The organism is Lentilactobacillus parakefiri (genome assembly GCF_002157585.1).
Lineage (GTDB): Bacteria > Bacillota > Bacilli > Lactobacillales > Lactobacillaceae > Lentilactobacillus > Lentilactobacillus parakefiri.
In genome coordinates this window covers 1-22,642 of record NZ_BDGB01000045.1, presented here as the reverse complement: position 1 = coordinate 22,642, position 22,642 = coordinate 1, and the positions used below count along the sequence as shown (strand labels likewise).

Sequence of the window (22,642 nt, the reverse complement as noted above, 5' to 3'; positions counted from 1 at the left end):
GGTGAAACGATAAAGTGAATCCATTTAGTTGCGACACTGGTTGCTAAAATATATAATTAAGGTGATATAAGGTTTAATAATTAAAGGGGAATGGTGATAGATATGAGTAAAACAAATCAGGATCTATTAAAAGAAGCGATCGACGTTTATTTGTCGTCACTTAAATACTTAGATAACTTCGTTTCTGAACCCGCAACTAAGTATGGATTGTCGTTTGAGCAATATTTAATTCTGCACACAATTGCAGAAAAGCAAAACGTTTCATTAATGGACATCGCAAGTGAGCGTCGGGTGACGCGAAGTGCAATTTCTCGCCAAATCAAAGTTTTATTACAGCACGATTATATTTTTCAAAAGCCTACCGAGAGTGATCGCCGGCGTCTTTATTTACATTTAACCCCAACCGGTGAGCAAACTGAAAAGCACGTTAACGATTTAATCACCAAGCGTTTCGACAGCTGGATCAGCCGTTACGGGGACGACAAGGTCAAAGCCATTTTGAAGTTCATCAAGGAATTTGCTGAAGAAGAAATGAATAGTAAAGACTATACTAACAAATAAGTAATATGGGGAGCCACTCGGACCGGGACAAAACCAAGGTTTTGCTGCCGGCCTTTATTTTGTAGATTTATTTAAGTCTGAAAGAGGGAATTGATCGTGTGGATGGTGTCTTTAACCGGCATTATTTTTGCTGCTTTGGCGGTTGTTTTAGGGACATATTTGACCAAGAATCGAAATTCATCGGTGATTGGTTGGCTGGCTAATTTGGATTTGCTGGCATTACTGGCGTTCTTGATTCAATTATTTGAGATGTTTGGAGAAAAATATAATGCGCTGGTGATCGCAGTGGCGGTCGCAATTGTCGGCCTGGGTGTTATCTTAGGGCTACTCTTGAGTTTTATCTTCTGGTTTATCAACGCGGTCGTTGTTTGGCGAAAAGAAGGTTATAGTCTGAGTGGGTCTTTAACCTTGATAGTCGGGGTTGGGGTTGTTCTCATCGATGTTTTGATTTTCTTTAACCCGATTGATTTACCAACACCCATTCAAGCGTTTGTGATGACTTTTTTGACGATGCTTATCGCCTATATTTTGCTGACTGTTTGGAATACCCTGTCGTCGATGCTACTGTACCAGCTATACTTTCCCCGCAATAACAAGGATTACATCATCATTCTGGGTGCGGGGTTGGTCGACGGCCATAAGGTTGGTCGGCTGCTTGGCGGCCGAATTAATAGAGCAATTGCATTTTATAATCAACAGATCCATCGATCCAACAAGCACGCCAAACTTGTTTTCTCAGGCGGTCAGGGTGGCGATGAACTGCTCGCCGAGAGCATCGCCATGCGCGATTATGCCCTGGAACACGGCGCTAGAGGGGCAGATACGCTGATTGAAGATCAATCTGTGAACACCTTTGAGAATATGAAATTTTCAAAAGCCCTGATTGACAGAAACGCGGGTTCGACTAATCCCAGAATTGTCTTTGTCACCAGCAATTATCATACTCTGAGAGCCGGTATTCTATCTCGTCAAGTCGGGATGCATGCTTTTGGGATTGGGTCAAAAACACCCTTTTATTACCTGCCAAATGCAGTCATTCGTGAATATCTTGCCCTCGTTGTGATGCATAAGAAATTCCATTTGGTGATGCTTATCTTGATGCTGATTGCTTCGATAATTGTGGGCGTATTGGCTGGATTGGGGGTTGCCTAATAGTTAGATTGAGGAGGTGACCATTTGGTTGACTCCTTTTTTGTTAATTGAGATTGGCTGATATAACCGTGCTCCCCCGAGCAGCAGCCTGCACATCAGCCAACTTCCGGTGAAATCAAATGCGATTTCACCGGAAGTCAGCTTATGCTCCGGCTGCTAATCGCTCGGGCTCACACTCTAAACGTGTTCGCCAAACCAGCTTTCTCCGCTTAGTCCAATAACTGAAGTCAACGCAAGCCCAGCGTTAACTTCAGTTATTACACTAATGCTCAAAAGCTACCCGGTTTGCCTCACACTCTTTTCATCTTTTCTTCACACCTTATTCACACAATAAGAAATTATTTATTATAAAATATAACTATAGCAAGGAAGCTATAAATTCCATAATACATTTGTAGAAAGGATGATGATCATGTTTAGTTTACTCTGGACTCTTATCATTGGCGGCATTATTGGCGCACTTGCAGGGGCGATTGCCAGTCGTGACATGCCCATGGGCTGGATCGGAAACATCGTTGGCGGCTTGATTGGCGCTTGGCTGGGAGAAGCAATTTTTGGCTCCTGGGGGCCTCAATTAGCTGGGATGGCAATTCTGCCGGCAATTGTCGGCGCCGTCATTTTAGTTCTGGTCGTTTCGATGATCACGCGGGGAATGGCACGCTAAGGTTACCTCTTTTGAGAAAGGAGGTTGCAAATTGAATAAATTTTCGAAATTGATTATCTGGATTGTCAGCTTGATTGGGATTGGCCAATCTATTTGGCTGGTTGGGCTGGTTGTTCCAATCGACCATTTATCACCCGTCGTGGTTCAGACGATTCAAACAGACACGCCTTGGATAATGGTCAGTGCCGTGATTGTATCCGTGGTCGTCGCCTTGGTTAGTCTGATAATGTTGCTGATCGCATTGTTTGCACCACGAAAGGCTGACCAATTGCAGTTTGTATCTCCACAGGGCAGACTGAGTATTTCTAAAGCGGCAGTCGAAAAAATTTTGCAGAATCGCGTTATGACACAAAATAACGTCAATAATGTGGTCGTAAAACTGCGACTGAGGACTCGAAATCGGGTTGTCCGAGTTAGTGTGAAAGCGGTCGATAAATTAAACCAGGATCTCGTTAAGCTGGGCGAGGCGATTCAGAACAATATTGCTGAAGAAATCCAGCAGTTGATGAACGTTGAAGTCAAAAAAGTCCGGGTCAAGGTAATCCCATTTGAAGCCTCGACCAAACGGGAAAAAGCCAGTCGCCCACGAGTAGTTTAGGAGGAGGATGTCCATGAATGCAATTATGTATGGGGCCGTCTTCGGGATGGTCTGCGGCGTGGTGTGGGTCTTTGGTGGCCTCAGCGGCATGCTGACGGTATTGGCGGTGACACTAATCGGCGCCTTAATTGGGACCGTTATCTGGAAATTCGGCGGACTCAAACGTTTGATCAGCCAACTAATCAGTGATGATTAAATAACGCAAGGAAAGTGAGATGACTGTGATGGATGCAACGATTCAGAAAACCGATTTAAGCAAAAAGTTGACGTTTGAAAACTCAGTAATTGAAAAAATTGCCGGACTGGTCTCCAGAAATGTGGATGGTGTTTTGTCACTGGATGGTGGCATGATGAGCGAATTGGCCGACCGATTTTCCAAGACCACTGATCCGACGAAGGGCATTGACGCCGAAGTTGGTGAAAAACAGGTTGCCTTGGATATGGAAGCGACGATTGAATATGGTGCGGACGCTCGGCAAATTTTTGATGAAATTTGCAGCCGGACGCAAAAAGCCATCAAAAATTATACCGGTTTGGACGTTGTCGAAATTAATTTGAATATTAATGATGTACTGACTAAAAAAGAATGGGAGCAGCAAAGTACCCGAAAGAAAGACGATATCGCAAACACTGTCAAAGATGACAGAGTTGAATAGCCAATGGAGGGAAAAACCATGACACAAGAAAACAGCAGTGTAGCAACCGTCTTAACTTATGATGACAGCGTGTTAACTAAGATCGCGGGTAATACCGTTCGCGATGTGGATGGGGTGCTGTCTTTAGAAGGAAACCTGATTGATTCGGTTACCGACCGCTTCAGTGATGAGACCGATCCCTCAACTGGGGTGAAAGTAGATCTGGATAACGATGATAAAGAAGTTAAATTAGCGATGGATGCCGTCTTGGAATATGGAAAGTGCATTCCAACAGTCTTTAATAAAATTACCACTAAATTAACACAGACGATTACCGAAATGACTGATTTAAAGCCAACTGAAATTAAAATTCATGTGAAGGATCTACAGACCCGAGACGAATTTTTGAAGAAAAACCAGAAAAAAGACAAGGGTGAGAAGAAAAATAAATGAATCCAAGCACCAATGAACAAGACAGCAAAGGGGCTGCGACAAATTACGTCGCAGCCCCTTAATGGTCAGCATTTTAAGAATGTGATTGGTTTTGCTTGAGAATTTTCTTAATGGTCAGCATGATGGTTAACCCAACTGCTAGTGCTGCCAACGTGATTGCGAACGGCCGGTTGTTGACTGCAATCATCAAAACCAATCCAATTGTGATTGTGATTACCATCGAACTGTCAAGATGAGCCATTTTGCCACCTCACTCACTAAGCCATGGCCTCGTCTTCCTCAAGCTCCAGCCAAAGGGCTAGCGCAGTAGGATTAAAGTCTGGCCAGCTTGAAATGTGTTCATATCCGCGTGCCAGGAGGGAACTTTGTTTTCGCTTTTTCAGATCATCAAAAATCGTTAATGCAAATAGATTATCTTCGAGGTCGGTGATAACGGTTCCCAATTTGTGCTGCCACTCGGCAACCAGGTCCTGGTAGATCAATAATTTTCGAGCATTCTTGATTGTATAGTCGACCCCTTGATCGCGCAGGGTTTGTTTATAATCTTCATACTCTTGTAAAACAGATTCTTTCGCAGTTTCCCACTGGTCATTATTGTATCTGGACACTTTATTAGCCATTGTCGTTCCTCCCTAGTCCAAAATAAATTCACACACACCAAGAAGATGGTTACAAAACGATCGTTTGATCCCATCTTCATTCGAAAATATATTTTGTCTACTGAAGAACATTAAACACTAAATTGAGCGATTTTGCAAAAGCAACTCCCGACTATTCTTCGACCGTAGCTCCCAAGACGTGTTCAAAGTGATCCAGTGCCCAATCATTGCCAGCCTGAGTCAACCCCGCTACACCGCTCTTGTGAACAACGGTGTTGTAGCAGAGGTTGTAGGCGTCAACGGCAGTGTGTAAGACACAGATATCGGTACAGACACCAACCAAATGAACGGTATCAACGTGACGTTCCCGCAAACGAATATCGAGGTCGGTGCCGGCAAAAGCGCTGTATCGGGTTTTGTCGTACATATAAACTTTATCATCCGCCTGATGTTGTTTGAACCATGGCGACAATCCTCCGTAAAACTCACGGCCCCATGTTCCTCGGACGTTGTGGGGTGGAAATAATTTGGTTTCAGGATGGTATGGATCGTTTGGCGTATGCACATCGGTCGGTAGAATCACCCAGTCACCGTTGGCAACGAATTGGTCAGCTAATTTTAAAATGTGCGGTTCTAGTTTCTGCCCAGGGCCACCGCAGCTGAGAGCGCCCTTATCGGCAACAAAGTCATTGGTGTAATCAATAATCAGTAAAGCGGTATGAGATTCCATGAATGTATCCCTCCAAGCAAATTGATTAAAAGTCTGATTAACTTTTATTAGTTCAAAGGTACTCGATCTTGATTAAAAAATCAACTAATTTGCCGGAATAATTTCGTCGGTGTTCGTCGCCTGTGAACACCTGTCAACGAATTGGGGTTGACATTTAAGATATGAACCGTATACTGGTAAATATTCACAGAGAGCTGACGTCTGCTGAAAGTCGGCAACCAAAATGGCAATACTTAGTGGCGGTAGCCTTATCTGCAATTAGAGGCAATACATATTGTGTTGTGGAACTTGGGTGGAACCGCGTTTAAGAACGCCCCTGGTACTGTAATAGGTACTGGGGGCGTTTTTAATGGACATTTTTAAGGAGGACACTATGGAAACTAAGGATCAGACAAATTCACTATCTCGTTCGTTAAAAAGCCGACACATTCAGATGATTGCGATTGGCGGGGCAATTGGAACCGGCTTGTTCTTAGGCTCTGGATCGGCGATTCACACTTCCGGACCGTCCATTATCCTATCCTACTTAATTGTCGGGATCTTTTGTTTTCTGTTAATGCGGGGAATTGGTGAATTGTTGCTGTCAGATACCAGCAAACATTCATTTCTTGATTTTGTGAAACTGTATTTGGGCGATCGCTGGGAGTTTGTCACTGGCTGGACCTACTGGTTCTGCTGGATTAGCCTGGCAATGGCCGATTTGACCGCCACTGGTATCTATATCAAGTATTGGTTCCCGGGAGTTCCACAATGGATTCCACCACTGATTATTCTGCTCTGCCTGTTCGGTGCCAACCTGGTCAATGTTGGCTTATTTGGCGAGATGGAATCATGGTTTTCAATGATCAAGGTGGTGGCAATTCTTTTGCTGGTAGTGGTTGGCTTTGGCTTGGCAATCTTTCATGCCAAAGTTGACGGCTCAATGGCTTCATTCAACCAGTTGGTGAGCCATGGCGGCTTTTTTCCCACCGGTGCCCACGGATTTTTAATGTCATTTCAAATGGTGGTGTTCGCCTTTGTCGGCATTGAAATGGTGGGGCTGACGGCGGGTGAAACCGATGACCCGAAAGCCAATCTGCCAAAAGCCATCAATAGCTTACCGATCCGAATCGGTCTGTTCTATATTGGCTCCATGATTGCGGTGATGAGTGTCTATCCTTGGAACAAGATTACAACCACTGCCAGTCCGTTTGTTCAGGTGTTCTCCGGGGTCGGGATTGTTGGGGCAGCTGGAATATTGAACTTTGTTGTTTTGACGGCTGCCGTATCGGCCACAAATAGTTGCCTGTTCAGCACGAGTCGGACCATGTACGCTTTAAGTATGGGCGGGAATGCGTCGTCGTTTTTGACCAAATTGGGTCGTAACGGTGTTCCTAACATTGCCTTAAACTTCTCGACGGCTTTTCTCTTGATCATTGTTGTGTTGAACTACTTTATTCCGGCGGGCGTTTTTAACTTGGTTTCAAGTGTCTCGACAATCAACTTTGTGGTCGTTTGGGTGGTTTTGATTGTTGTCCACATTAAATATCGGCGCGCTCATCCAAAAGGCAGTGAGGTTTTCAAAATGCCTGGTTATCCGCTGAGTGACTATTTAACCCTGACTTTTTTCGTCTTCATTTTGGGCTTTCTGCTGGTGAACAGTTCAACGCGGGTGGCAATGGTCATTTCGTTGATTTCAATCGGGTCAATGCTGGTCATTTATCAAGTGACTCAGCGACGCCATGCCGACAAATAGTTGGGGATTGAAATTGTCTCCGGAAAAAATTAAACTTTAGTTATTCACATGAGAACGATTGAAGAGGCAATTTAATGATTAAAATTCATAAATTTGAGTCCTACACTTGGGTTGAGGCCATTTCGCCAACTGAAGACGAATTAAATGACATGACGACTGACTATCGGGCACCCGCTAAGTTTAAAGGGTACATGCTGGATCGTCATGAGCAGCCTCGAGCCACTTTTGATGATTTATCTGGGTTCAGTGCGCTGGTGGTCAGGGCGATTGCGGATCCCAAACAGAGCCGAATGCTGACGTCACCGATTTTTCTGGGCTTCAGTCATTCGTTGTTGATTACCGTGTGTCATGCGACCGAGCAGGCCAAACTGGTCTCGCAACATTCACAACTGGCATATGACAGTGTTCCCGAACATATTTTAGCCATTTTATTTGCATTGATTTCACCCTTTTTTGATAAATTAGACGAAATTAGTCAGAAAGCTGAAAAATTGGAAGGGATGCATAATCGATCCGTTAGCAACCGCAGCCTGGATGAATTGGCTGCCTTAAAGACGAGCTTGGTCTATCTGCGATCAGCCACGGCTAGAAACTTGATTGCTTTGCAGGAGTTGCAGGCAACTATCAAAGACAACCTGAAGATGTCACCGGAATTGTCCCGCAAAACCAATGCGTCAATTGATGATCTGTTAATTGAGTACAAACAGTGCCAAACCATGTTTGATGTGGTCGGCGATGTTGTCCGGGAAACTGAGTCGGCATTTGGCAATATTTTGAATAATAAGCTGAATCAAACCATGCAGTTTCTGACAATTTGGTCGCTGATTTTAGCCATTCCACCAATTGTTTCCGGATTTTATGGGATGAACGTCAAGCTGCCGTTAGCCGGCCGTGGTGAGGCTTGGTTTTATACGGTGATTTTAACCGCCGTGATGGTCCTATTGATGATTGTGTATATTAAGAAGGATCGTCGATTTAAGAAATAACGGCGCCATTGAAGTTGTGTCATCTTTTGTTTATCAGTATACAAAAAACTCGCCATTTGAAATGACGAGTTTTTTATATTAATGGTGAAATTTTAGGGAATAAATCTCATCCTTATATCGCAAATACGTGTTTGCCTGAATCAAATCGTTTGAGTGCGTTGACCGCACCAGTAATGTTGCCTCGTAAAATATCATTATGGTCAATATCGATTATTTTAAAGTTCATCAGCAGTTCGTCGGGAAGATCGTCGATGATTCGTCGGTCCATCAGAATGATGTCGGCACATGGTTTGGTGGCATCGAAGAAATGATCAGGAATAATATCAACGGATAATTGCAGTGAATTTAATTTTTCTTTGAGTCGATCAGAAAAATGTTGAATGAGGACATCGTCAACAATGGGATTCCCAGTTAATGAGGGCTGAATTTTGCCTACTCGGATGTCACCAACTACTTTAATGTTCACGCTTGTCACCGTCCTTGTCGAATTTATCAATCAACGTCATACTACACGATTGAATGAAGGAGCGAGACAAAGTTGGTGATTCTTTTCTTAAAATTAACTATATTAACAAAATTATAATAAATGAACCTTAAAAACAAACCAGCATTGAAAACAACAGGAAGGAAACGGTGGAAACATTTGCCCGTTTTTCGAAATTTCGGAAGTTAACCCGCGATTCAAAATAAGCGTAGAACGCAAGAATGCCTGCGATTAGAATCATTTTAAAAAACGAGATGGCCAGGGTGAAACACAACATTAAAATCAGCACCGACACCACGATCATTGAAAGCTGATTGTTCTGTTTCATGAACGCATAGTAGAAAAAGAAAATATTGGCAAAAATCATCAACGTCATATACATCAACGAAACCAAGGAAAAGTAGTGATGGTAGGTTGTTGTGAATAACAAAACGATGCCGGTTCCGGAAATGAAGCCATAAATAATCCAACGGCAGTGAGGTTCATCGATTAAATTTGAGATCAACAGCAGGTTGGCGAGTAAAAAGCCGATTAGAATCAGCCAAACGTTGATGCTAGGCGTGTCGAGGTATAGCGATGCCAAGAGGATGGCAAGCAAAGTATCGGTTAAGATGATCACCAGCGCATTTTTTCTCGGCCAGCTAACCGCGGTTAACAAAACGGCGAATACCAAGCCAATTACTAAGAGATGTATGAGGCGCGGATTAACGAAAAATAGTTTTAGTGAAATGTTGGCAAACAGCATCCAGATAAAGACCATGCTAATGACACGCAATCCTGATTGAATTAAAAAAGAGCGGTCAAATTTTAACAACTCGTCAACATCCTCTCATTTTGATAGCTTATTACAGAAATAATCCTACTGGTTTTGAGCAGGATGGTCAATGGACAGCTGAAAATAAGTCTTGAAAACCAACACATATATGATAAGATTGTAGGGTTATGAGTTCCCGATAGGATTCACGTGATGCGTGAAGAAGCCTTGTAACCTTAAAAAATAATAGGGGGAAAATAGAATGCGCGAAAAACATTTATTTACTTCGGAATCAGTTTCAGAAGGCCATCCAGATAAGATTGCCGATCAGATTAGTGATGCAATTTTGGATGCCTTGTTAGCAAAAGACCCGGATGCTCGGGTGGCGTGCGAAACGTCAGTCACAACCGGATTGGTGTTTGTCTTTGGTGAAATTTCCACAACTGCTTATGTTGATATTCAAAAAGTGGTTCGAAATACGATTAAGCGAATTGGCTATGCCGATGGTCGTTACGGCTTTGATGGTGATTCGTGTGGTGTCATTGTTGCCCTTGATGGTCAGTCACCCGACATTGCCTTGGGTGTTGATGATGCCTTAGAGCAACGTGAAGGCAATAACGATCCCTTGGATCAAATTGGTGCTGGGGATCAAGGCCTCATGTTTGGCTATGCCATTAATGAGACGCCTGAATTGATGCCATTACCAATTTCCTTAGCTCACAAGTTGATGCGAAAGCAGGCAGACTTGCGAAAAAGCGGTGAAATTGGTTATCTTGGCCCAGATGCCAAGGCTGAAGTCACTGTTGAGTATGATGATAATGCCAAACCGGTCAGAGTTGACACGGTGGTCTTAAGTACTCAGCATGATGATGGTGTCCGTTTGGATCAAGTTCGCACCGACGTCATCAACCAAATCATCAAACAGGTTATTTCTGCCAAGTATCTGGATGACAAGACCCGCTATTTAGTTAACCCTACCGGCCGATTTGTCATCGGTGGTCCTCAAGGGGATGCTGGTTTGACTGGCCGAAAGATTATCGTTGATACCTATGGTGGCTATGCCCATCATGGTGGCGGTGCGTTTTCAGGAAAAGATGCGACCAAGGTTGACCGTTCAGCGAGTTATGCCGCCAGATACATTGCGAAGAATATCGTGGCTGCTGGTTTAGCGAGCGAAGCCGAAATCCAATTGGCATATGCTATCGGGGTTGCCAAGCCCGTTTCAATCGATATTAATACGTTTGGAACCGGTAAAGTACCCGAGGATCAATTAATTGATGCCACCCGAGCATTGTTTGATCTTCGTCCTGCAGGGATTATCAAGATGCTGGACTTAAAGAGACCAATCTATGAACAGACCGCAGCGTATGGCCATTTTGGAAGAACTGATGTTGATCTTCCGTGGGAACATACCGATAAGGTTGATGCGTTAAAAGACTATTTCAAGTTATAAACAGCTGATGAGCAAAACGAGAGTGGGACTTAAAGCGGTTAGTTTCCAGAATATAAGCAAGAAGTCCGAATATCCTGGGTTTGGATGTTTGGACTTCTTGCTCATATGGCCGGAAACTGCTTTAATTCCCACATTTCTGCAAGTTCATATTCGAAATGATGAAGTACGGGTGAGACGCTAAATGCTTTTGTCTCACCCTTATTTTTTGTTGAATTTTAAAGAAAAGAGGTCATTTCATGACGAAAACAGCAACCAAAAGTAACGTAACTCTGGTAACAATTGCGCTATTTGTGGCCACATTTATGGCTGCAATTGAAGGAACGATTGTTTCGACTGCCATGCCAACGATTGTTGGCGATCTTAGGGGAGTTTCCCTAATGAATTGGGTCTTTTCCATTTTTCTGTTAACCAATGCCATTGCCACGCCCATTTACGGTAAGTTGGCTGACAGCATGGGACGAAAGCCGATGTTCATTGGGGGGATTTTGATCTTTGTCTTTGGGTCAGTGATGTCCGGGTTGTCCCATTCGATGATGGTTTTAATTTTCTGGCGGGCCGTTCAAGGTGTTGGTGCCGGTTCAATTATGCCGATTTCCAATACGATTATCGCAGATCTTTATCCTTTGGAAAAAACGCGCTCAGGTGTTGGGACTGAACTCTTCTGCTTGGGGGATTGCCTCTGTGATTGCACCACTTTTGGGGGGATTCATTGTTGATCATTTGAGCTGGCACTGGATTTTCTTCATTAATCTACCAATCGGTTTGATTGTGATGTTCATGGTTCAGATTTTTCTGCACGAAGACAAACACCACAGCACCAGCAAAATGGATATTGCCGGGACCACTTGGCTGACGATTATGCTGCTGGCAGTGATGTATGCCTTCCAGTTGGTCGGCCAGGACCCGATCAACTGGCAGATTGTGGCGGTTTGTTTCTTGATCACAGTCATTGCGACGGTCATGTTTATTCGAACCGAAAGAACGGCGGACGATCCCTTGATCCCAATGGAATTATTTGATAACCGGACCTTTGTCGTCCAAAATATCGTCGTCTTTTTGGTGAGTGGCTTTTTGATCGGCTACGAAGTTTATCTGCCGGACTGGACACAGGGGATTTTGGGGCTGCGGGCGTCGATGGCTGGCTTTGCGGTCACCCCAAGTTCACTTATGTGGATCGTCGGCTCGTTTTTGGCAGGTAAATTGCTGGCGAGGACGTCACCTTACCGGATTATCAATCTCAGTCTCTTCTTTATCCTGGTCGGGGCCATTATCATGGTTCTTATTCCAGCATATACGCCGTTTGTGGCCTTCCTGGGGATTTCAATGATCTGTGGGACCGGCTTTGGTTTAACTGTGACAACGTCGATTATTAGCGTACAAAATGAGGTTAAGCCCAACCAGATCGGTGTCGCGACTTCTTTTAACACTCTATGTCGAACGTTGGGGCAAACACTGATGATTTCGATCTTTGGAATCGTCATGAATACAACCATGCTCCGTGGGGTGCGGCAAACCGAACATACATCGTTAAAAATGATGGATAAATTAATTAATCCGCTGACTGCCAACCAATTAAGCGACCAAATTCTGCCACAACTAAGAAATATTTTGTATCATTCCCTGCATAATGTCTTTGTTGTCGGCCTGATTCTGATTGTGATTGCTTATATCTGCAATTTGTTTGACCGCAAGAATAAAAAACAGCGGATCAATTAATCGATCCGCTGAATGGCCATTAAAATTGGCGGGAAATGCTGCTGATTTAAGAAGCTGTACTTTAAAACACTGTATCGTTTTTGGTCTAATTGACTGCCAAATTCGAGGACGGTGTTTTTTTCACGTTCGCCACCTGGATGACCGTAGTAGGCAACCACGATGACCAGCCCGTTATGGCATAGATGATTAAGACAGCCTTTAATGCCTGCAATAGTTGTTTCGGGGTAGGTCACAATGGTTTTATCGCCACCAGGTAGGTAACCGAGATTAAAAATCGCGTCGGAAATCATAGTTTCATACGGTAAAATTTCATCCACTTTGGCATGGCTGATATTGTAAAGATAAACGTTTTTGGTGGGAATTTGATTGGCTTTCAGGAGAGCTTGCGTATTCTCAACCGCCTGGGCTTGAATATCAAATCCATAAACGGTGCCTTGTGGGCCAACTAAATTGGCGGCAAAAAGCGTATCGTGACCGTTACCCATGGTACAGTCAACGACCGTATCACCAGAATTGACGGTTTCAGATAACAATTCATGACTAAATTCCAGCGCTGATTTAATTTTCATGAAATTCCTCCTGCAAATTGATTAAACAGCCATTGTGACAGCGTTAGGGTTAGCAGCCCAAGACTCCAGCCGCCAAGGACGTCACTGGCGTAATGAACGCCGACGTAAATCCGGCTGATGCCAATACCAACGATCATGAGGATCAAAATCAAGTCAACGATCAGCCGTTGGGTACTGGCCTTTAGGAAACGGTTGGCAAGCAAAATGAGGCTGCCGGCAATCACCATGATACTCATGGAGTGACCGCTGGGAAAACTGCTGCTGTTAACGGCTACCAGATGGGTCAAAGACGGTCGGGGGCGGTTAACAAAGTGTTTGACCACCCCATCAATTGGCGCGGCCAAGACGACTCCATTGATGAGCAAAAACAAGGCAGCTTTGATTTTTCGAACCAAAAATAAAATCAATCCAGCACCGATCGTAAATCCCAATAGCGATTGATAGTTACCCGATTTGGTAAAATGAATCATGAAGCTGGTGAGTTGCGGTGTTTGAAAGCTTCTGACCAGATGGCCGAAGTAGGTGTCAAATGTATGAATCCATTCTTTATGTAAGACAACGCCGTAAGTCAGAATCAAGAAGATTAGCAGTGAGACCAAACTAACGGTGGTTGAAATTTTTTGTGATTGTTTTTTCATGTTTTCAACTCCAATAATAGAATTATAGCACGCTCGGCAGTTGTTTTTTAAGACCTGTTTTGGTATGATAATAAGCAATAATTTCAATTTGTGAAAATGCAGAGACGAATTAGTAACTAATTGCCTGTTTTCCAGAAACTGAGTGGCTGCTGTGAACTCAGAACAGGTTGTGGTGAACTCATCGTCGAATGCTTGGTTGAACGAAGTAAATCAAGCCGGTTTGTCGCCGTTATTGATTCGAGAGCTCAAGTAATTGAGAATATAGGTGGTACCGCGATAAATCGTCCTATAAGAAGCCCAGTCTGGTTTCTTATGGGACTTTTTTCATTGATTGAGAAATATGAAAGGTGGAAGTTGCAAAATGGCATACAATCATGAGGTAATTGAGCGCAAATGGCAGCATTACTGGAAAGAACACAAGACATTTAAGACCGAAGAAGTTGCCGATAAAGATAAATACTATGTCTTGGATATGTTCCCTTATCCATCAGGGCAGGGCCTGCACGTTGGGCATCCCGAAGGTTACACAGCTACCGATATTATGGCCAGAATGAAGCGGATGCAGGGGAAAAATGTTCTTCACCCAATGGGATGGGATGCTTTTGGATTACCCGCAGAACAGTATGCATTGAAGACCGGGCATAACCCCCGGGACTTTACAGCTAAGAACATCAAAACTTTCAAACGACAAATCCGTTCCCTCGGATTCTCATATGATTGGGATCGAGAAATTAACACCACCGACCCAAGTTATTATAAGTGGACCCAATGGATCTTTGAGGAGTTATACAAACGCGGTTTAGCATACGAAGACAATATTGAAGTCAACTGGGCCCCAGATTTTATGGGTGGAACCGTCGTTGCCAACGAGGAAGTTGTCGACGGTAAGACTGAACGGGGGGGTTATCCGGTTTATCGGGTTCCAATGCGTCAATGGGTTCTCAAGATAACGGCCTATGCTGATCGCTTAATTGATGATCTGGATGATTTGGACTGGCCAGAGAGTATCAAGGAGCAACAGCGTAACTGGATTGGCCGCTCTCGTGGTGCCAGCGTTTTCTTTGACGTCAAAGGTCACCCAGATGATCAGGTTGAAGTATTCACAACCCGTCCTGATACTCTGTTTGGGGCAACTTACATGGTGTTGGCGCCAGAACATGAGCTGGTTTCAAAAATTACCACACCGGACCATGAAGAAGAAGTCAAAGCATACCAAGAAGAAGTTTCCCGCAAATCGGATCTTGAACGGACTGATTTGAATAAAGATAAGAGTGGTGTCTTCACGGGTGCTTATGGGATTAACCCAATGACTGGCAAAGAAGTGCCGATCTGGATTGGCGATTATGTGCTGGAATCTTATGGAACGGGTGCTATTATGGCGGTTCCGGCACATGACGATCGTGACTATGATTTTGCCAAGAAATTTGATCTACCAATTATTCCCGTAATTGAGGGCGGTAACACCGATGAACAGGCCTATACCGGAGACGGCCCCCACTTTAATTCCGGATTCATGGACGGTATGGGTAAAGATGACGCGATCAAAGCCGCAATTGATTGGTTAACCGATCATAAAGCCGGTCATGAAAAGGTCAACTATCGGCTTCGTGACTGGATCTTCAGTCGTCAGCGTTACTGGGGCGAACCAATTCCAGTGATTCATTGGGAAGACGGTGAAACGACACTGGTTCCCGAAGATGAACTGCCGCTTCGCCTGCCAAAGGCCAAAGATATCCAAACGTCTGGCGGCAAAGAAAGCCCGCTGGCTAATTTGGATGACTGGGTCAACGTGGTTGATAAAAACGGCCGCGAAGGCAAGCGTGAAACCAACACAATGCCACAATGGGCTGGGAGTTCATGGTACTGGCTGCGCTACATGGATCCGCATAATGATCAGGCGATTGCCTCACCAGAAAAATTAAAGTATTGGTCACCAGTCGACTTGTATGTTGGCGGTGCTGAGCATGCCGTTTTGCATTTGCTATATGCAAGATTCTGGCACAAGTTCCTTTACGATTTAGGGGTTGTGCCAACCAAAGAGCCATTCCAGAAGCTGGTTAACCAGGGGATGATTCTTGGAACCAACCATGAAAAGATGTCCAAGTCAAAGGGAAACGTCATCAATCCGGATGATATTGTTGATGAATATGGTGCCGATACGCTTCGAGTATATGAAATGTTCATGGGCCCAATCGATGCTGCCAAACCTTGGAGTACAGAAGGGATTCACGGCGCTTACCACTGGCTTGACCGTGTTTGGCGACTGCTGATCGATGATAATAACCATCTCCGTGATCGCGTTACCACGATCAATGACGGTAAATTGGACAAGATTTATAATCAGACGGTCAAAATCGTTTCGGATGACTTTGAACACATGCGATTTAACGTCGGAATTTCTCAAATGATGGTCTTTGTCAACGACGCTTATAAAGCTGACTCACTGCCAATTGATTACATGGAAGGATTCGTTAAACTATTGTCACCGGTTGCCCCACATATCGCTGAAGAGTTGTGGAGTTTGCTTGGGCATGATGGGACGATTACCTACGAAAAATGGCCAACGTTTGATGCTTCCAAGTTAGTTGAAAGCACGGTCCAGATGGTCGTTCAAGTTAATGGTAAAGTTCGCTCACACATTAAGGTTGCCCGTGATCTTGATCAAGAAAAAGTTGAACAAGCCGCTAAGAGCGATGAGAATGTTGAAAGATACTTGGAAGGTAAGACCGTTCGTAAGGTGATTGTCATTCCAAACAAGATTGTCAATATTGTTGTCGGTTAGTGCGATTAAGCAAACAGCTGGGGAGTTTTTCCCGGCTGTTTTTTGGGTTAAAGATTCAAATTCTTAAAAAAATGAAAATATTCCACCATTTTCTCCGTATATATATTACGAACGGGATGAGTGAAGTCGTTTTGGAATAATATATTGAAGGAGAAAGAAAATGGATAAAGTTGATAAAGGGGCATGGGTAACAGTTAAGGGCATCAGATTTTGGGGTAGCTTAGTGCTGACAGCTGCCAGTGGGTTGGTTATGCTCCAGACACCGCTGGGTTACGCGGATTCATCACTGGAGACTGCCCATGCCGCTGAGTGGAAGAAGCAAGTGACATTTTATGTTCAACCGTCGTATCAATCTGACTCAACAGGAGATTGGCAGGCGATTCCGGGAGTCAGGCCGATTAAGATGATTGGGACTTCAGGGGAGACGTTTCAAGTGCCGGTTTATCAAAACTTTGTGCCAACCGCAAATAGTTCCCATACAGTTCCAGTTTCTGATGCAGACCTAAAACACCCATTGTTGCTCAAATACCGCAAGGAAAGCACTGGACAGTACACCGGAACGATCAATATCAGTTACGTGAACCAGCGAGATAGCAGGACAATGGAAACTGATACCAAGACGGTGCATTACGGTGATCGAGTGACGATCAGACCAAAGGAAATTCAAGGCTATCAGGCGGTCGAAGCATCGTTTGAGAGCCCGTATTTTACCAAAAGTAACGATCAATCGGTTAATTTTCTGTTTGGAGAATTGAGGGATTTCACTTACCTGGTAAAGTTCTGGTACAAACCGTTGGCTGCTTCTCAAAGCAATCAGCCTGGGAAAGCCAAAGAAACCCAATTAAATCAGGCTCATGAGGTGAGCACCTCAAGTTCTCGAACAGGGTCTAATTCAAAATCTGTGGAAGCTAACAACCAGGCGGCACAAAACAATGGCGACTCCAAGCCATCCAATGTGAAAGTAATTCCGCCGATACCAGCTAACGGCACTCATCAGGCACCTAAAGGCGTGCACAAAGCCGATACAAAAGCGCATGCAACTGACAATCAATCCGCGGTCAAGCTCAAAGAGCCGGCTGCCAAAACTGTGGGATCTGTTCCGTTAACCCCTGCAGCAACTAAACCTGATTTACCAGCCCTTCAGGAAACGGCACCGTACCCCGTGAGGACAACACAGACTGGCCTGACAAGCCAAGCTCAACTGCCCACAGGTCGGCCTGCATTCGTCACTCCTGTCCCACCATCAATTATTGGCCCTCAGTCTGTCGTGACAGGGAGTTACTCACCCGTGAACAATAGGCTGAGTGTTGCTGACGACAACCAGCCAACAACGGGCAACAAGAAAGTGGCGACAAAAGCGATGGCTGTCTATGCAATCAAAGTAGTGGCTCTTTATTCTTCTCCGAATTTTAAGCCTGCTAACCAACGTTTTCGATATCCAGCCCAAAAGCGGTATGCTCGGCCGATGTTTGTCGTAACCGGTTATGCCCGTTCAGAATCCGGCAGGTTGCGTTATCGGGTGCGGGATGTTAATCATCACAGTCGTTTTCATGGCACACCGGGCTATCTCACAGCGAACTGGGCATATGTGAGACCAGTGTACTATGGTAGCCGTCATCACAAGGTTAAGGTCATCAATCCGACTGGTGTTCATGCTTATCAAGCAAAAAATTTAATCGGCAAGGTACGCTCATACAAATTTGGCCAAATTGTCAGTGTCAAAGGGATCGTTCATTATCATTTGACAACCCGTTTTATCTTAGCAGACGGTTCATATTTGACCGCAAATCGTAAATTAGTCAGCGCCATTCAGTAATTGTTTCCACAAAAAACGGGTGAGACAAAAGCAATAAGTGTCTCACCCGTACTTCATCATTTCGAATGTTACTTTGCTGAAACGTGGGAATTAAAGCAGTTTCCGGCCATATAAGCCAGCAATCCAAATATCCAAGCCCTGGATATTCGGATTGCTGGCTTATATTCTGGAAACTAACCGCTTTAATTTCCACTCTCGTTTTTGAGTGATTACTGCATCAATTCACTCGCAGAACTATCCTGGTAATTCTTATTCCACAGAAATTCAGTCAGGATTTTGTTAACGGCAATGTTGTTATTGTGTAGGGCACTGTGCTGTGCCTTTGGGCCAAAAGCTTGAAATGTTTGATAAAAACTGAGGTGGTCCCGCAAAATATAACCTAACGAAAGGGCAGAGGCATTGGTCACAACCCCATCTGAATTTGAGCCATCCCCCAAGTTACCATAAATATTCAGGACTCTGGCTTGACGAGGAAAGTTCTTTCTCAGCCGATAGAGCAGCCGATATTCAGGGTGGATGATTTTGGGCTTGCCGGTTGGTAAAATTCGATTTTGATTTGGTGTATCATCCCACAACTGCATAAGTGGGCCGGAAGTTGGTTGATTTGACTTGTGATTATCCATAATGCCGTCGTATGGACCGGCAATGACACATAGTTTATTTGTTCGTGGCAAATCGGATCGATTACCGTTCAAGAGATTGTAATAGATGACGGCGTAGGCACCCATTGAATGACCCACAAAATTCAATTGATCGACGTGATATTTTTGTTTTAGCAGCTTGCAGACTTTTGTCAGCCAGCGGGCATATTGAACTTCACCGGCTCGATTGTTGTCCATTCGAACCATGATGATGGGATTAACCATCCATGATTTGACAGTTCCGGTGACTGATAAATGACCATTTGCGCGTACGCGGACAATCATCCGTCTTGAGGCGTCACCACTGACTTCAGCGGCAGAAATCATGTCTTTCTCAGAGCGCAGAGTGGCTCCCCAGCCATGAACAAAAATGGTCGGCGTGCTTGAATTAACGTAATTTGACTTTAATTGGTTCTGGGCATGTTGATCCTGCCAAATGTTAAACCCGAAGCCCAAGATGATGAGTCCACCGATTACAAAGTAAAGTATTCGCAAGTTTCTTGAGCGCCGATAATTTATCAACTAATTGACCGCCTTATACGTGAATTCTTTATTTTTCGTTTTGCATATCCGTAGCCGAGAGAAAGAATAAATGAGATCAAAACTGCCAAAATCGTTTCCATAATCGCACCGTTATATCCGGCTTCATCGATAATGTCAATGACGGCTTTGTGCAGATACATAATTCCTAACGTCTGTTGGCCCAGTAACTGGACAGGCTTAATGAGGAACTGGGGCATAAATTTACAGAAGTAGTAGCTGGCACTGAAGACGACTAAACAAACAATGATTGGAATAAAAGTGATGTAAGAGACCCGAGAAATTGGAATGTGGTGGTAGGATGCGTGGATGATTTTGGATTTTAAGAAGAACGCAAAGTTGAATCGGTCCATGTGCTGCATCCAGAACAACCAAACGGTTAACATCGCTGCGGGAACAATCACCCATAAGTCCTTAACGAATTGCTGAATCTTGTGGAAGTACAGATAGCCAAATAACATGAAGAACATGGCAATGAAGGCAACATCGAAATCCCAAGGAACGTACTTAAAACTTAGAAAGTAAATGTGCTTGTAACTGGTGGCAATGATTAATGATGCAAAGGCAACAATAATTTGTGCCTCCCGGTTTTTGACGTATGTAATGACAATCGATGTGAAAACCAGGGCTAACAGGTAGACGTTAATGTACCAAAAGACACTGAGATAATGATTCAGTGTGCGTCCACCATAAAGTAAACGGGCAAAGTAGAAGATCGTGTAAGACCAGCTTTCGCCACGAATAAAGTGTGACAGTAAAATTAAGAACCCACCACAGATTAAGTATGAAATTAACAATGGTAAGATTCGCTTCTTGAAAAAACCGATCCAGTTGTTATTAACGATTGGCTTTAAGAAAAAGCCGCCCATGATGAAGAAGATCGGCATGTGCCACCAATAAAGAAAATGGAACATGGTGCCGTGTCGTGTCATGGCGTGTCCAAAAACAACGGCGACAATTCCGACCGCCTTGGCAACGTCAATCCACTCGATTCTTTTTTTACTCACAAGTGTTTCACCTCGAAAATTATTAAGACCACATATAAAAATATTTTAGTGCATTTAGGGTGTTCATGACAATACTTTTTCATTACATCTCCCTAAAACAATTGATGCTTAAGTAATTTTTAATATATCACCCCGTTATTGCTATTCATTCATAACTTGATTAAAATGAAGCGAACTTCAAAGTATACGAAAGTAGGAACAATCATGATTGATAATCGTCAAAGCCCGACTGAAAAGTCTCGTGACCAAATGTTGTCGGGATCCGCATGGATGACTGCCGGAAGTATTCTTAGCCGATTTCTCGGGGCAGTCTATATCATTCCTTGGGGCATCTGGTTTGGGAATGACTTCTTTCAGGCTAATGCGCTGTATGGGCTCGGGTATAACATCTACAGTTTCTTCTTGATTGCTGCTATTGCGGGGATTCCTTCAGCGATCGCCAAACAGGTTGCGCATTATAACGCATTAAATGAGTATGGCGTTGGTGTTAGGCTATATAAACGGGGGCTGGTACTGGCGGTATTTACCGGATTGATTTGTGCGGTGATCCTATATTTGGGGCGCCCCTAATCGATGGCGGCGACCCCAACGTCATTCCCGTTTTGCATTCACTGGCGTGGGCGATTTTGATTATTCCAACGATGAGCCTAACCCGTGGTTATTTCCAAGGGTATCAGCAGATGGCGCCGTCAGCGATTTCCCAGTTTGTCGAGCAGCTGGCACGGGTTGCCTACATGCTTTTGTCCGCCTTCATCATGATGCGGGTGCTGCACGGCAGTTGGATAAGTGCCGTTTCGCAGTCCACTTTTGCTGCTTTTATTGGTGCGGTGGCCGGTTTGTTGACCCTCGGGGCTTATTACTTCCGCCGTCGAGAAGACTTTCGGCAGCTGGTGGCATCCAGCAGTAACGATATCCACGTTGAGGCAAAACAATTATATCAAGAAATTATTGCCCAGGCAGTCCCTTTTATTATTTTGGGTGCTGGGATCACAATTTTTATGTTGATTGATCAGTTTACTTTCTTCAAAATTATGCGGATGGCAACCAACTACAACTATGCAACCTTATCTGATCTGTATGCAATGTTTGCCGTTAATTCAAATAAATTGATTATGATTACCGTCTCGCTTGCGTCTGCTTTAGCGATTACAGCCGTGCCGATGCTTTCAGAAGCGCTAACTGGCGGGGATAATAGTGAGGTCCGCAAACAAAATTCCAACGTTTTGGCGTTGTTTATGTTTGTCATGATTCCCGCTGCTCTGGGGATGGCGGCGATTGCTGGACCACTGAATCGCGTCTTTTACGGTACCAGTCATCAGGCGTTGGGCGCTAACATTCTGACTTTCTCGTCAATTATTGCCATTCCGATGGGGCTGTTCGTTGTTATTTCAGCCGTGATGCAGGGGTTGTCTCAAAACAAACGGGCGGTGAAGTTTTTTGCGGTCGGAACGGTGGTTAAGTTTGTTCTTCAATGGCCCTGCACATATTTTCTTGGGTCATTTGGGCCACTTTTGTCGACCGGGATTGGCTTAACGGTTGCCAACTGGCTAATTTTAAGATATTTGAATCGCCATTTTGGCTTTGAAAAACGGATGTTGGATATTGCTTTCCGGAAAATTTCTAAGTATTCATTGTTGATGTATCTTGCTGCACTGTTGACGGTGGTCGGGTTAAATCAGATTGTTCAACTCGTCGGCAATCCATTTGGAAGAGTTGTGAGCCTGATGGTGACCCTGGCGGCGGTTTTAGTTGGCGGAGTGATTTATCTATACTTGGCGTTGAAGAGCCGAATTGCAGATATGATTTTAGGCCCACGAAGTGACAAACTGCGACAATTACTTAGAATTGCCTAACGATCAGGTTGAATCAATCTTTAACTTCAATGATATGAAAAGAGGCTGGGATAAAAGTCCTAGTTAACGCAAAAAAGCTTCGGAAATTTTTCCGAGGCTTTTTTGCATTTTATGTAGCACAGAGAATTCAACTCTGCTATTCTTAAATCGACAAAAACCCAAGGATAGGAGTGAATCTCTATGTACAAACATTATAACAATAATCAAACCAATGTAACATTACCACTGGAAATTTCAATTTCAGAAACGCATATTGTCCGTGCCATTAGCGCATTT

Annotated in this window: 21 protein-coding genes, 2 pseudogenes, 1 riboswitch and 1 other annotated feature; of the genes and pseudogenes, 14 read left to right on the top strand and 9 right to left on the bottom strand. The window is 44.1% G+C overall.

The genetic code is table 11. The annotated features are described in order from the left end of the window. The first annotated feature begins 90 nt into the window (after positions 1–90). The 7 genes from LPKJCM_RS04995 to LPKJCM_RS04965 all read left to right on the top strand — a co-directional run bounded on the left by LPKJCM_RS04995 (position 91) and on the right by LPKJCM_RS04965 (position 4,063). Positions 91–561: a MarR family winged helix-turn-helix transcriptional regulator gene (locus LPKJCM_RS04995; RefSeq protein WP_174659009.1), complete on the top strand. Its 471-nt coding sequence runs from the start codon at positions 91–93 to the stop codon at positions 559–561. 102 nt (positions 562–663) lie between these two features. Continuing rightward, positions 664–1,713 (top strand): YdcF family protein, encoded by a 1,050-nt coding sequence (locus LPKJCM_RS04990; RefSeq protein WP_087069563.1) that lies wholly within the window; start codon positions 664–666, stop codon positions 1,711–1,713. A 412-nt stretch (positions 1,714–2,125) separates the two neighbouring features. Next, positions 2,126–2,377, top strand: coding sequence for a GlsB/YeaQ/YmgE family stress response membrane protein (locus tag LPKJCM_RS04985; RefSeq protein WP_057962624.1), 252 nt, complete (start codon positions 2,126–2,128; stop codon positions 2,375–2,377). A 31-nt stretch (positions 2,378–2,408) separates the two neighbouring features. Beyond that, complete coding sequence (gene amaP / locus LPKJCM_RS04980) at positions 2,409–2,975, top strand: alkaline shock response membrane anchor protein AmaP (RefSeq protein WP_057962623.1); 567 nt, start codon at positions 2,409–2,411, stop codon at positions 2,973–2,975. Positions 2,976–2,988: 13 nt separating this feature from the next. Then, complete coding sequence (locus tag LPKJCM_RS04975) at positions 2,989–3,171, top strand: hypothetical protein (RefSeq protein ID WP_057962622.1); 183 nt, start codon at positions 2,989–2,991, stop codon at positions 3,169–3,171. A 19-nt stretch (positions 3,172–3,190) separates the two neighbouring features. Next, positions 3,191–3,631 carry an Asp23/Gls24 family envelope stress response protein gene (locus LPKJCM_RS04970; protein WP_087069562.1) on the top strand — a complete coding sequence of 147 codons (441 nt, stop codon included), beginning with the start codon at positions 3,191–3,193 and terminating at the stop codon, positions 3,629–3,631. Between the two features lie 18 nt (positions 3,632–3,649). After that, positions 3,650–4,063 (top strand): Asp23/Gls24 family envelope stress response protein, encoded by a 414-nt coding sequence (locus tag LPKJCM_RS04965; protein WP_057962621.1) that lies wholly within the window; start codon positions 3,650–3,652, stop codon positions 4,061–4,063. Positions 4,064–4,136: 73 nt separating this feature from the next. Here LPKJCM_RS04965 and LPKJCM_RS13170 read toward each other — a convergent pair whose 3' ends face one another. The 3 genes from LPKJCM_RS13170 to LPKJCM_RS04955 form a co-directional block, all read right to left on the bottom strand. Further along, on the bottom strand, positions 4,137–4,304 hold the full coding sequence (locus LPKJCM_RS13170; RefSeq protein WP_165758570.1) for a hypothetical protein: 168 nt from the start codon (positions 4,302–4,304) through the stop codon (positions 4,137–4,139). A gap of 16 nt (positions 4,305–4,320) precedes the next feature. Beyond that, the gene (locus LPKJCM_RS04960; protein ID WP_013728081.1) at positions 4,321–4,683 is read right to left on the bottom strand and encodes a hypothetical protein; all 363 of its coding nucleotides are present in this window, start codon (positions 4,681–4,683) and stop codon (positions 4,321–4,323) included. 151 nt (positions 4,684–4,834) lie between these two features. Further along, on the bottom strand, positions 4,835–5,392 hold the full coding sequence (locus tag LPKJCM_RS04955; RefSeq protein ID WP_057962620.1) for a cysteine hydrolase family protein: 558 nt from the start codon (positions 5,390–5,392) through the stop codon (positions 4,835–4,837). A gap of 373 nt (positions 5,393–5,765) precedes the next feature. On the opposite strand from LPKJCM_RS04955, the gene LPKJCM_RS04950 reads away from it, so the two are divergent. Together LPKJCM_RS04950 and LPKJCM_RS04945 are read left to right on the top strand one after the other, a co-directional pair. After that, positions 5,766–7,127 carry an amino acid permease gene (locus tag LPKJCM_RS04950; protein WP_057962619.1) on the top strand — a complete coding sequence of 454 codons (1,362 nt, stop codon included), beginning with the start codon at positions 5,766–5,768 and terminating at the stop codon, positions 7,125–7,127. Between the two features lie 74 nt (positions 7,128–7,201). Beyond that, positions 7,202–8,113: a magnesium transporter CorA family protein gene (locus LPKJCM_RS04945; RefSeq protein ID WP_057962618.1), complete on the top strand. Its 912-nt coding sequence runs from the start codon at positions 7,202–7,204 to the stop codon at positions 8,111–8,113. A gap of 112 nt (positions 8,114–8,225) precedes the next feature. Here LPKJCM_RS04945 and LPKJCM_RS04940 read toward each other — a convergent pair whose 3' ends face one another. Both LPKJCM_RS04940 and LPKJCM_RS04935 read right to left on the bottom strand, forming a co-directional pair. Then, entirely contained in the window at positions 8,226–8,579 is a 354-nt protein-coding gene (locus LPKJCM_RS04940) for a hypothetical protein (protein WP_057962617.1), read from the bottom strand. A gap of 127 nt (positions 8,580–8,706) precedes the next feature. Then, entirely contained in the window at positions 8,707–9,411 is a 705-nt protein-coding gene (locus LPKJCM_RS04935) for a hypothetical protein (RefSeq protein ID WP_057962616.1), read from the bottom strand. Positions 9,412–9,532: 121 nt separating this feature from the next. Beyond that, positions 9,533–9,616: riboswitch (SMK box riboswitch) on the top strand. Between LPKJCM_RS04935 and metK the strand changes: the two genes are divergently transcribed. Both metK and LPKJCM_RS04925 read left to right on the top strand, forming a co-directional pair. Then, positions 9,614–10,804 carry a methionine adenosyltransferase gene (metK, locus tag LPKJCM_RS04930; RefSeq protein ID WP_057962615.1) on the top strand — a complete coding sequence of 397 codons (1,191 nt, stop codon included), beginning with the start codon at positions 9,614–9,616 and terminating at the stop codon, positions 10,802–10,804. It overlaps the preceding riboswitch by 3 nt. 236 nt (positions 10,805–11,040) lie before the next feature. After that, a pseudogene (locus LPKJCM_RS04925) lies at positions 11,041–12,520 on the top strand (MDR family MFS transporter). Here LPKJCM_RS04925 and mnmM read toward each other — a convergent pair. After that, positions 12,517–13,089, bottom strand: coding sequence for a tRNA 5-(aminomethyl)-2-thiouridylate-methyltransferase MnmM (mnmM, locus tag LPKJCM_RS04920; protein ID WP_057962614.1), 573 nt, complete (start codon positions 13,087–13,089; stop codon positions 12,517–12,519). The pseudogene LPKJCM_RS04925 and the gene mnmM overlap by 4 nt on opposite strands. Further along, positions 13,086–13,727 carry a phosphatase PAP2 family protein gene (locus LPKJCM_RS04915; protein ID WP_057962613.1) on the bottom strand — a complete coding sequence of 214 codons (642 nt, stop codon included), beginning with the start codon at positions 13,725–13,727 and terminating at the stop codon, positions 13,086–13,088. Before LPKJCM_RS04915 ends, mnmM begins: the two co-directional genes overlap by 4 nt. A gap of 90 nt (positions 13,728–13,817) precedes the next feature. Next, positions 13,818–14,019, top strand: a binding site (T-box leader). 69 nt (positions 14,020–14,088) lie between these two features. Between LPKJCM_RS04915 and leuS the strand changes: the two genes are divergently transcribed. Together leuS and LPKJCM_RS04905 are read left to right on the top strand one after the other, a co-directional pair. After that, on the top strand, positions 14,089–16,509 hold the full coding sequence (gene leuS / locus LPKJCM_RS04910; RefSeq protein WP_057962612.1) for a leucine--tRNA ligase: 2,421 nt from the start codon (positions 14,089–14,091) through the stop codon (positions 16,507–16,509). Positions 16,510–16,669: 160 nt separating this feature from the next. Beyond that, positions 16,670–18,325: a DUF5776 domain-containing protein gene (locus tag LPKJCM_RS04905; RefSeq protein ID WP_057962611.1), complete on the top strand. Its 1,656-nt coding sequence runs from the start codon at positions 16,670–16,672 to the stop codon at positions 18,323–18,325. 209 nt (positions 18,326–18,534) lie between these two features. Here the strand turns inward: LPKJCM_RS04905 and LPKJCM_RS04900 are convergent, their stop codons facing one another. Both LPKJCM_RS04900 and LPKJCM_RS04895 read right to left on the bottom strand, forming a co-directional pair. Continuing rightward, positions 18,535–19,488 carry an alpha/beta hydrolase gene (locus LPKJCM_RS04900; protein WP_057962610.1) on the bottom strand — a complete coding sequence of 318 codons (954 nt, stop codon included), beginning with the start codon at positions 19,486–19,488 and terminating at the stop codon, positions 18,535–18,537. Then, on the bottom strand, positions 19,485–20,513 hold the full coding sequence (locus tag LPKJCM_RS04895; protein WP_057962609.1) for an acyltransferase family protein: 1,029 nt from the start codon (positions 20,511–20,513) through the stop codon (positions 19,485–19,487). Before LPKJCM_RS04895 ends, LPKJCM_RS04900 begins: the two co-directional genes overlap by 4 nt. A gap of 204 nt (positions 20,514–20,717) precedes the next feature. Between LPKJCM_RS04895 and LPKJCM_RS04890 the strand changes: the two are divergent. Continuing rightward, positions 20,718–22,366, top strand: a pseudogene (locus LPKJCM_RS04890) (putative polysaccharide biosynthesis protein). The last annotated feature ends 276 nt before the right edge of the window (positions 22,367–22,642 follow it).

What these genes read in the sequence shown, in the direction of transcription:
- LPKJCM_RS13170 (WP_165758570.1), bottom strand. Translation starts at nt 4,304, where the DNA reads ATGGCTCATCTTGACAGTTCGATGGTAATCACAATCACAATTGGATTG.
- LPKJCM_RS04955 (WP_057962620.1), bottom strand. Translation starts at nt 5,392, where the DNA reads ATGGAATCTCATACCGCTTTACTGATTATTGATTACACCAATGACTTT.
- LPKJCM_RS04945 (WP_057962618.1), top strand. Translation starts at nt 7,202, where the DNA reads ATGATTAAAATTCATAAATTTGAGTCCTACACTTGGGTTGAGGCCATT.
- LPKJCM_RS04985 (WP_057962624.1), top strand. Translation starts at nt 2,126, where the DNA reads ATGTTTAGTTTACTCTGGACTCTTATCATTGGCGGCATTATTGGCGCA.
- LPKJCM_RS04905 (WP_057962611.1), top strand. Translation starts at nt 16,670, where the DNA reads ATGGATAAAGTTGATAAAGGGGCATGGGTAACAGTTAAGGGCATCAGA.
- LPKJCM_RS04950 (WP_057962619.1), top strand. Translation starts at nt 5,766, where the DNA reads ATGGAAACTAAGGATCAGACAAATTCACTATCTCGTTCGTTAAAAAGC.
- LPKJCM_RS04975 (WP_057962622.1), top strand. Translation starts at nt 2,989, where the DNA reads ATGAATGCAATTATGTATGGGGCCGTCTTCGGGATGGTCTGCGGCGTG.
- LPKJCM_RS04990 (WP_087069563.1), top strand. Translation starts at nt 664, where the DNA reads ATGGTGTCTTTAACCGGCATTATTTTTGCTGCTTTGGCGGTTGTTTTA.
- LPKJCM_RS04965 (WP_057962621.1), top strand. Translation starts at nt 3,650, where the DNA reads ATGACACAAGAAAACAGCAGTGTAGCAACCGTCTTAACTTATGATGAC.
- metK (WP_057962615.1), top strand. Translation starts at nt 9,614, where the DNA reads ATGCGCGAAAAACATTTATTTACTTCGGAATCAGTTTCAGAAGGCCAT.
- LPKJCM_RS04995 (WP_174659009.1), top strand. Translation starts at nt 91, where the DNA reads ATGGTGATAGATATGAGTAAAACAAATCAGGATCTATTAAAAGAAGCG.
- leuS (WP_057962612.1), top strand. Translation starts at nt 14,089, where the DNA reads ATGGCATACAATCATGAGGTAATTGAGCGCAAATGGCAGCATTACTGG.
- LPKJCM_RS04915 (WP_057962613.1), bottom strand. Translation starts at nt 13,727, where the DNA reads ATGAAAAAACAATCACAAAAAATTTCAACCACCGTTAGTTTGGTCTCA.
- LPKJCM_RS04960 (WP_013728081.1), bottom strand. Translation starts at nt 4,683, where the DNA reads ATGGCTAATAAAGTGTCCAGATACAATAATGACCAGTGGGAAACTGCG.
- mnmM (WP_057962614.1), bottom strand. Translation starts at nt 13,089, where the DNA reads ATGAAAATTAAATCAGCGCTGGAATTTAGTCATGAATTGTTATCTGAA.
- LPKJCM_RS04970 (WP_087069562.1), top strand. Translation starts at nt 3,191, where the DNA reads ATGACTGTGATGGATGCAACGATTCAGAAAACCGATTTAAGCAAAAAG.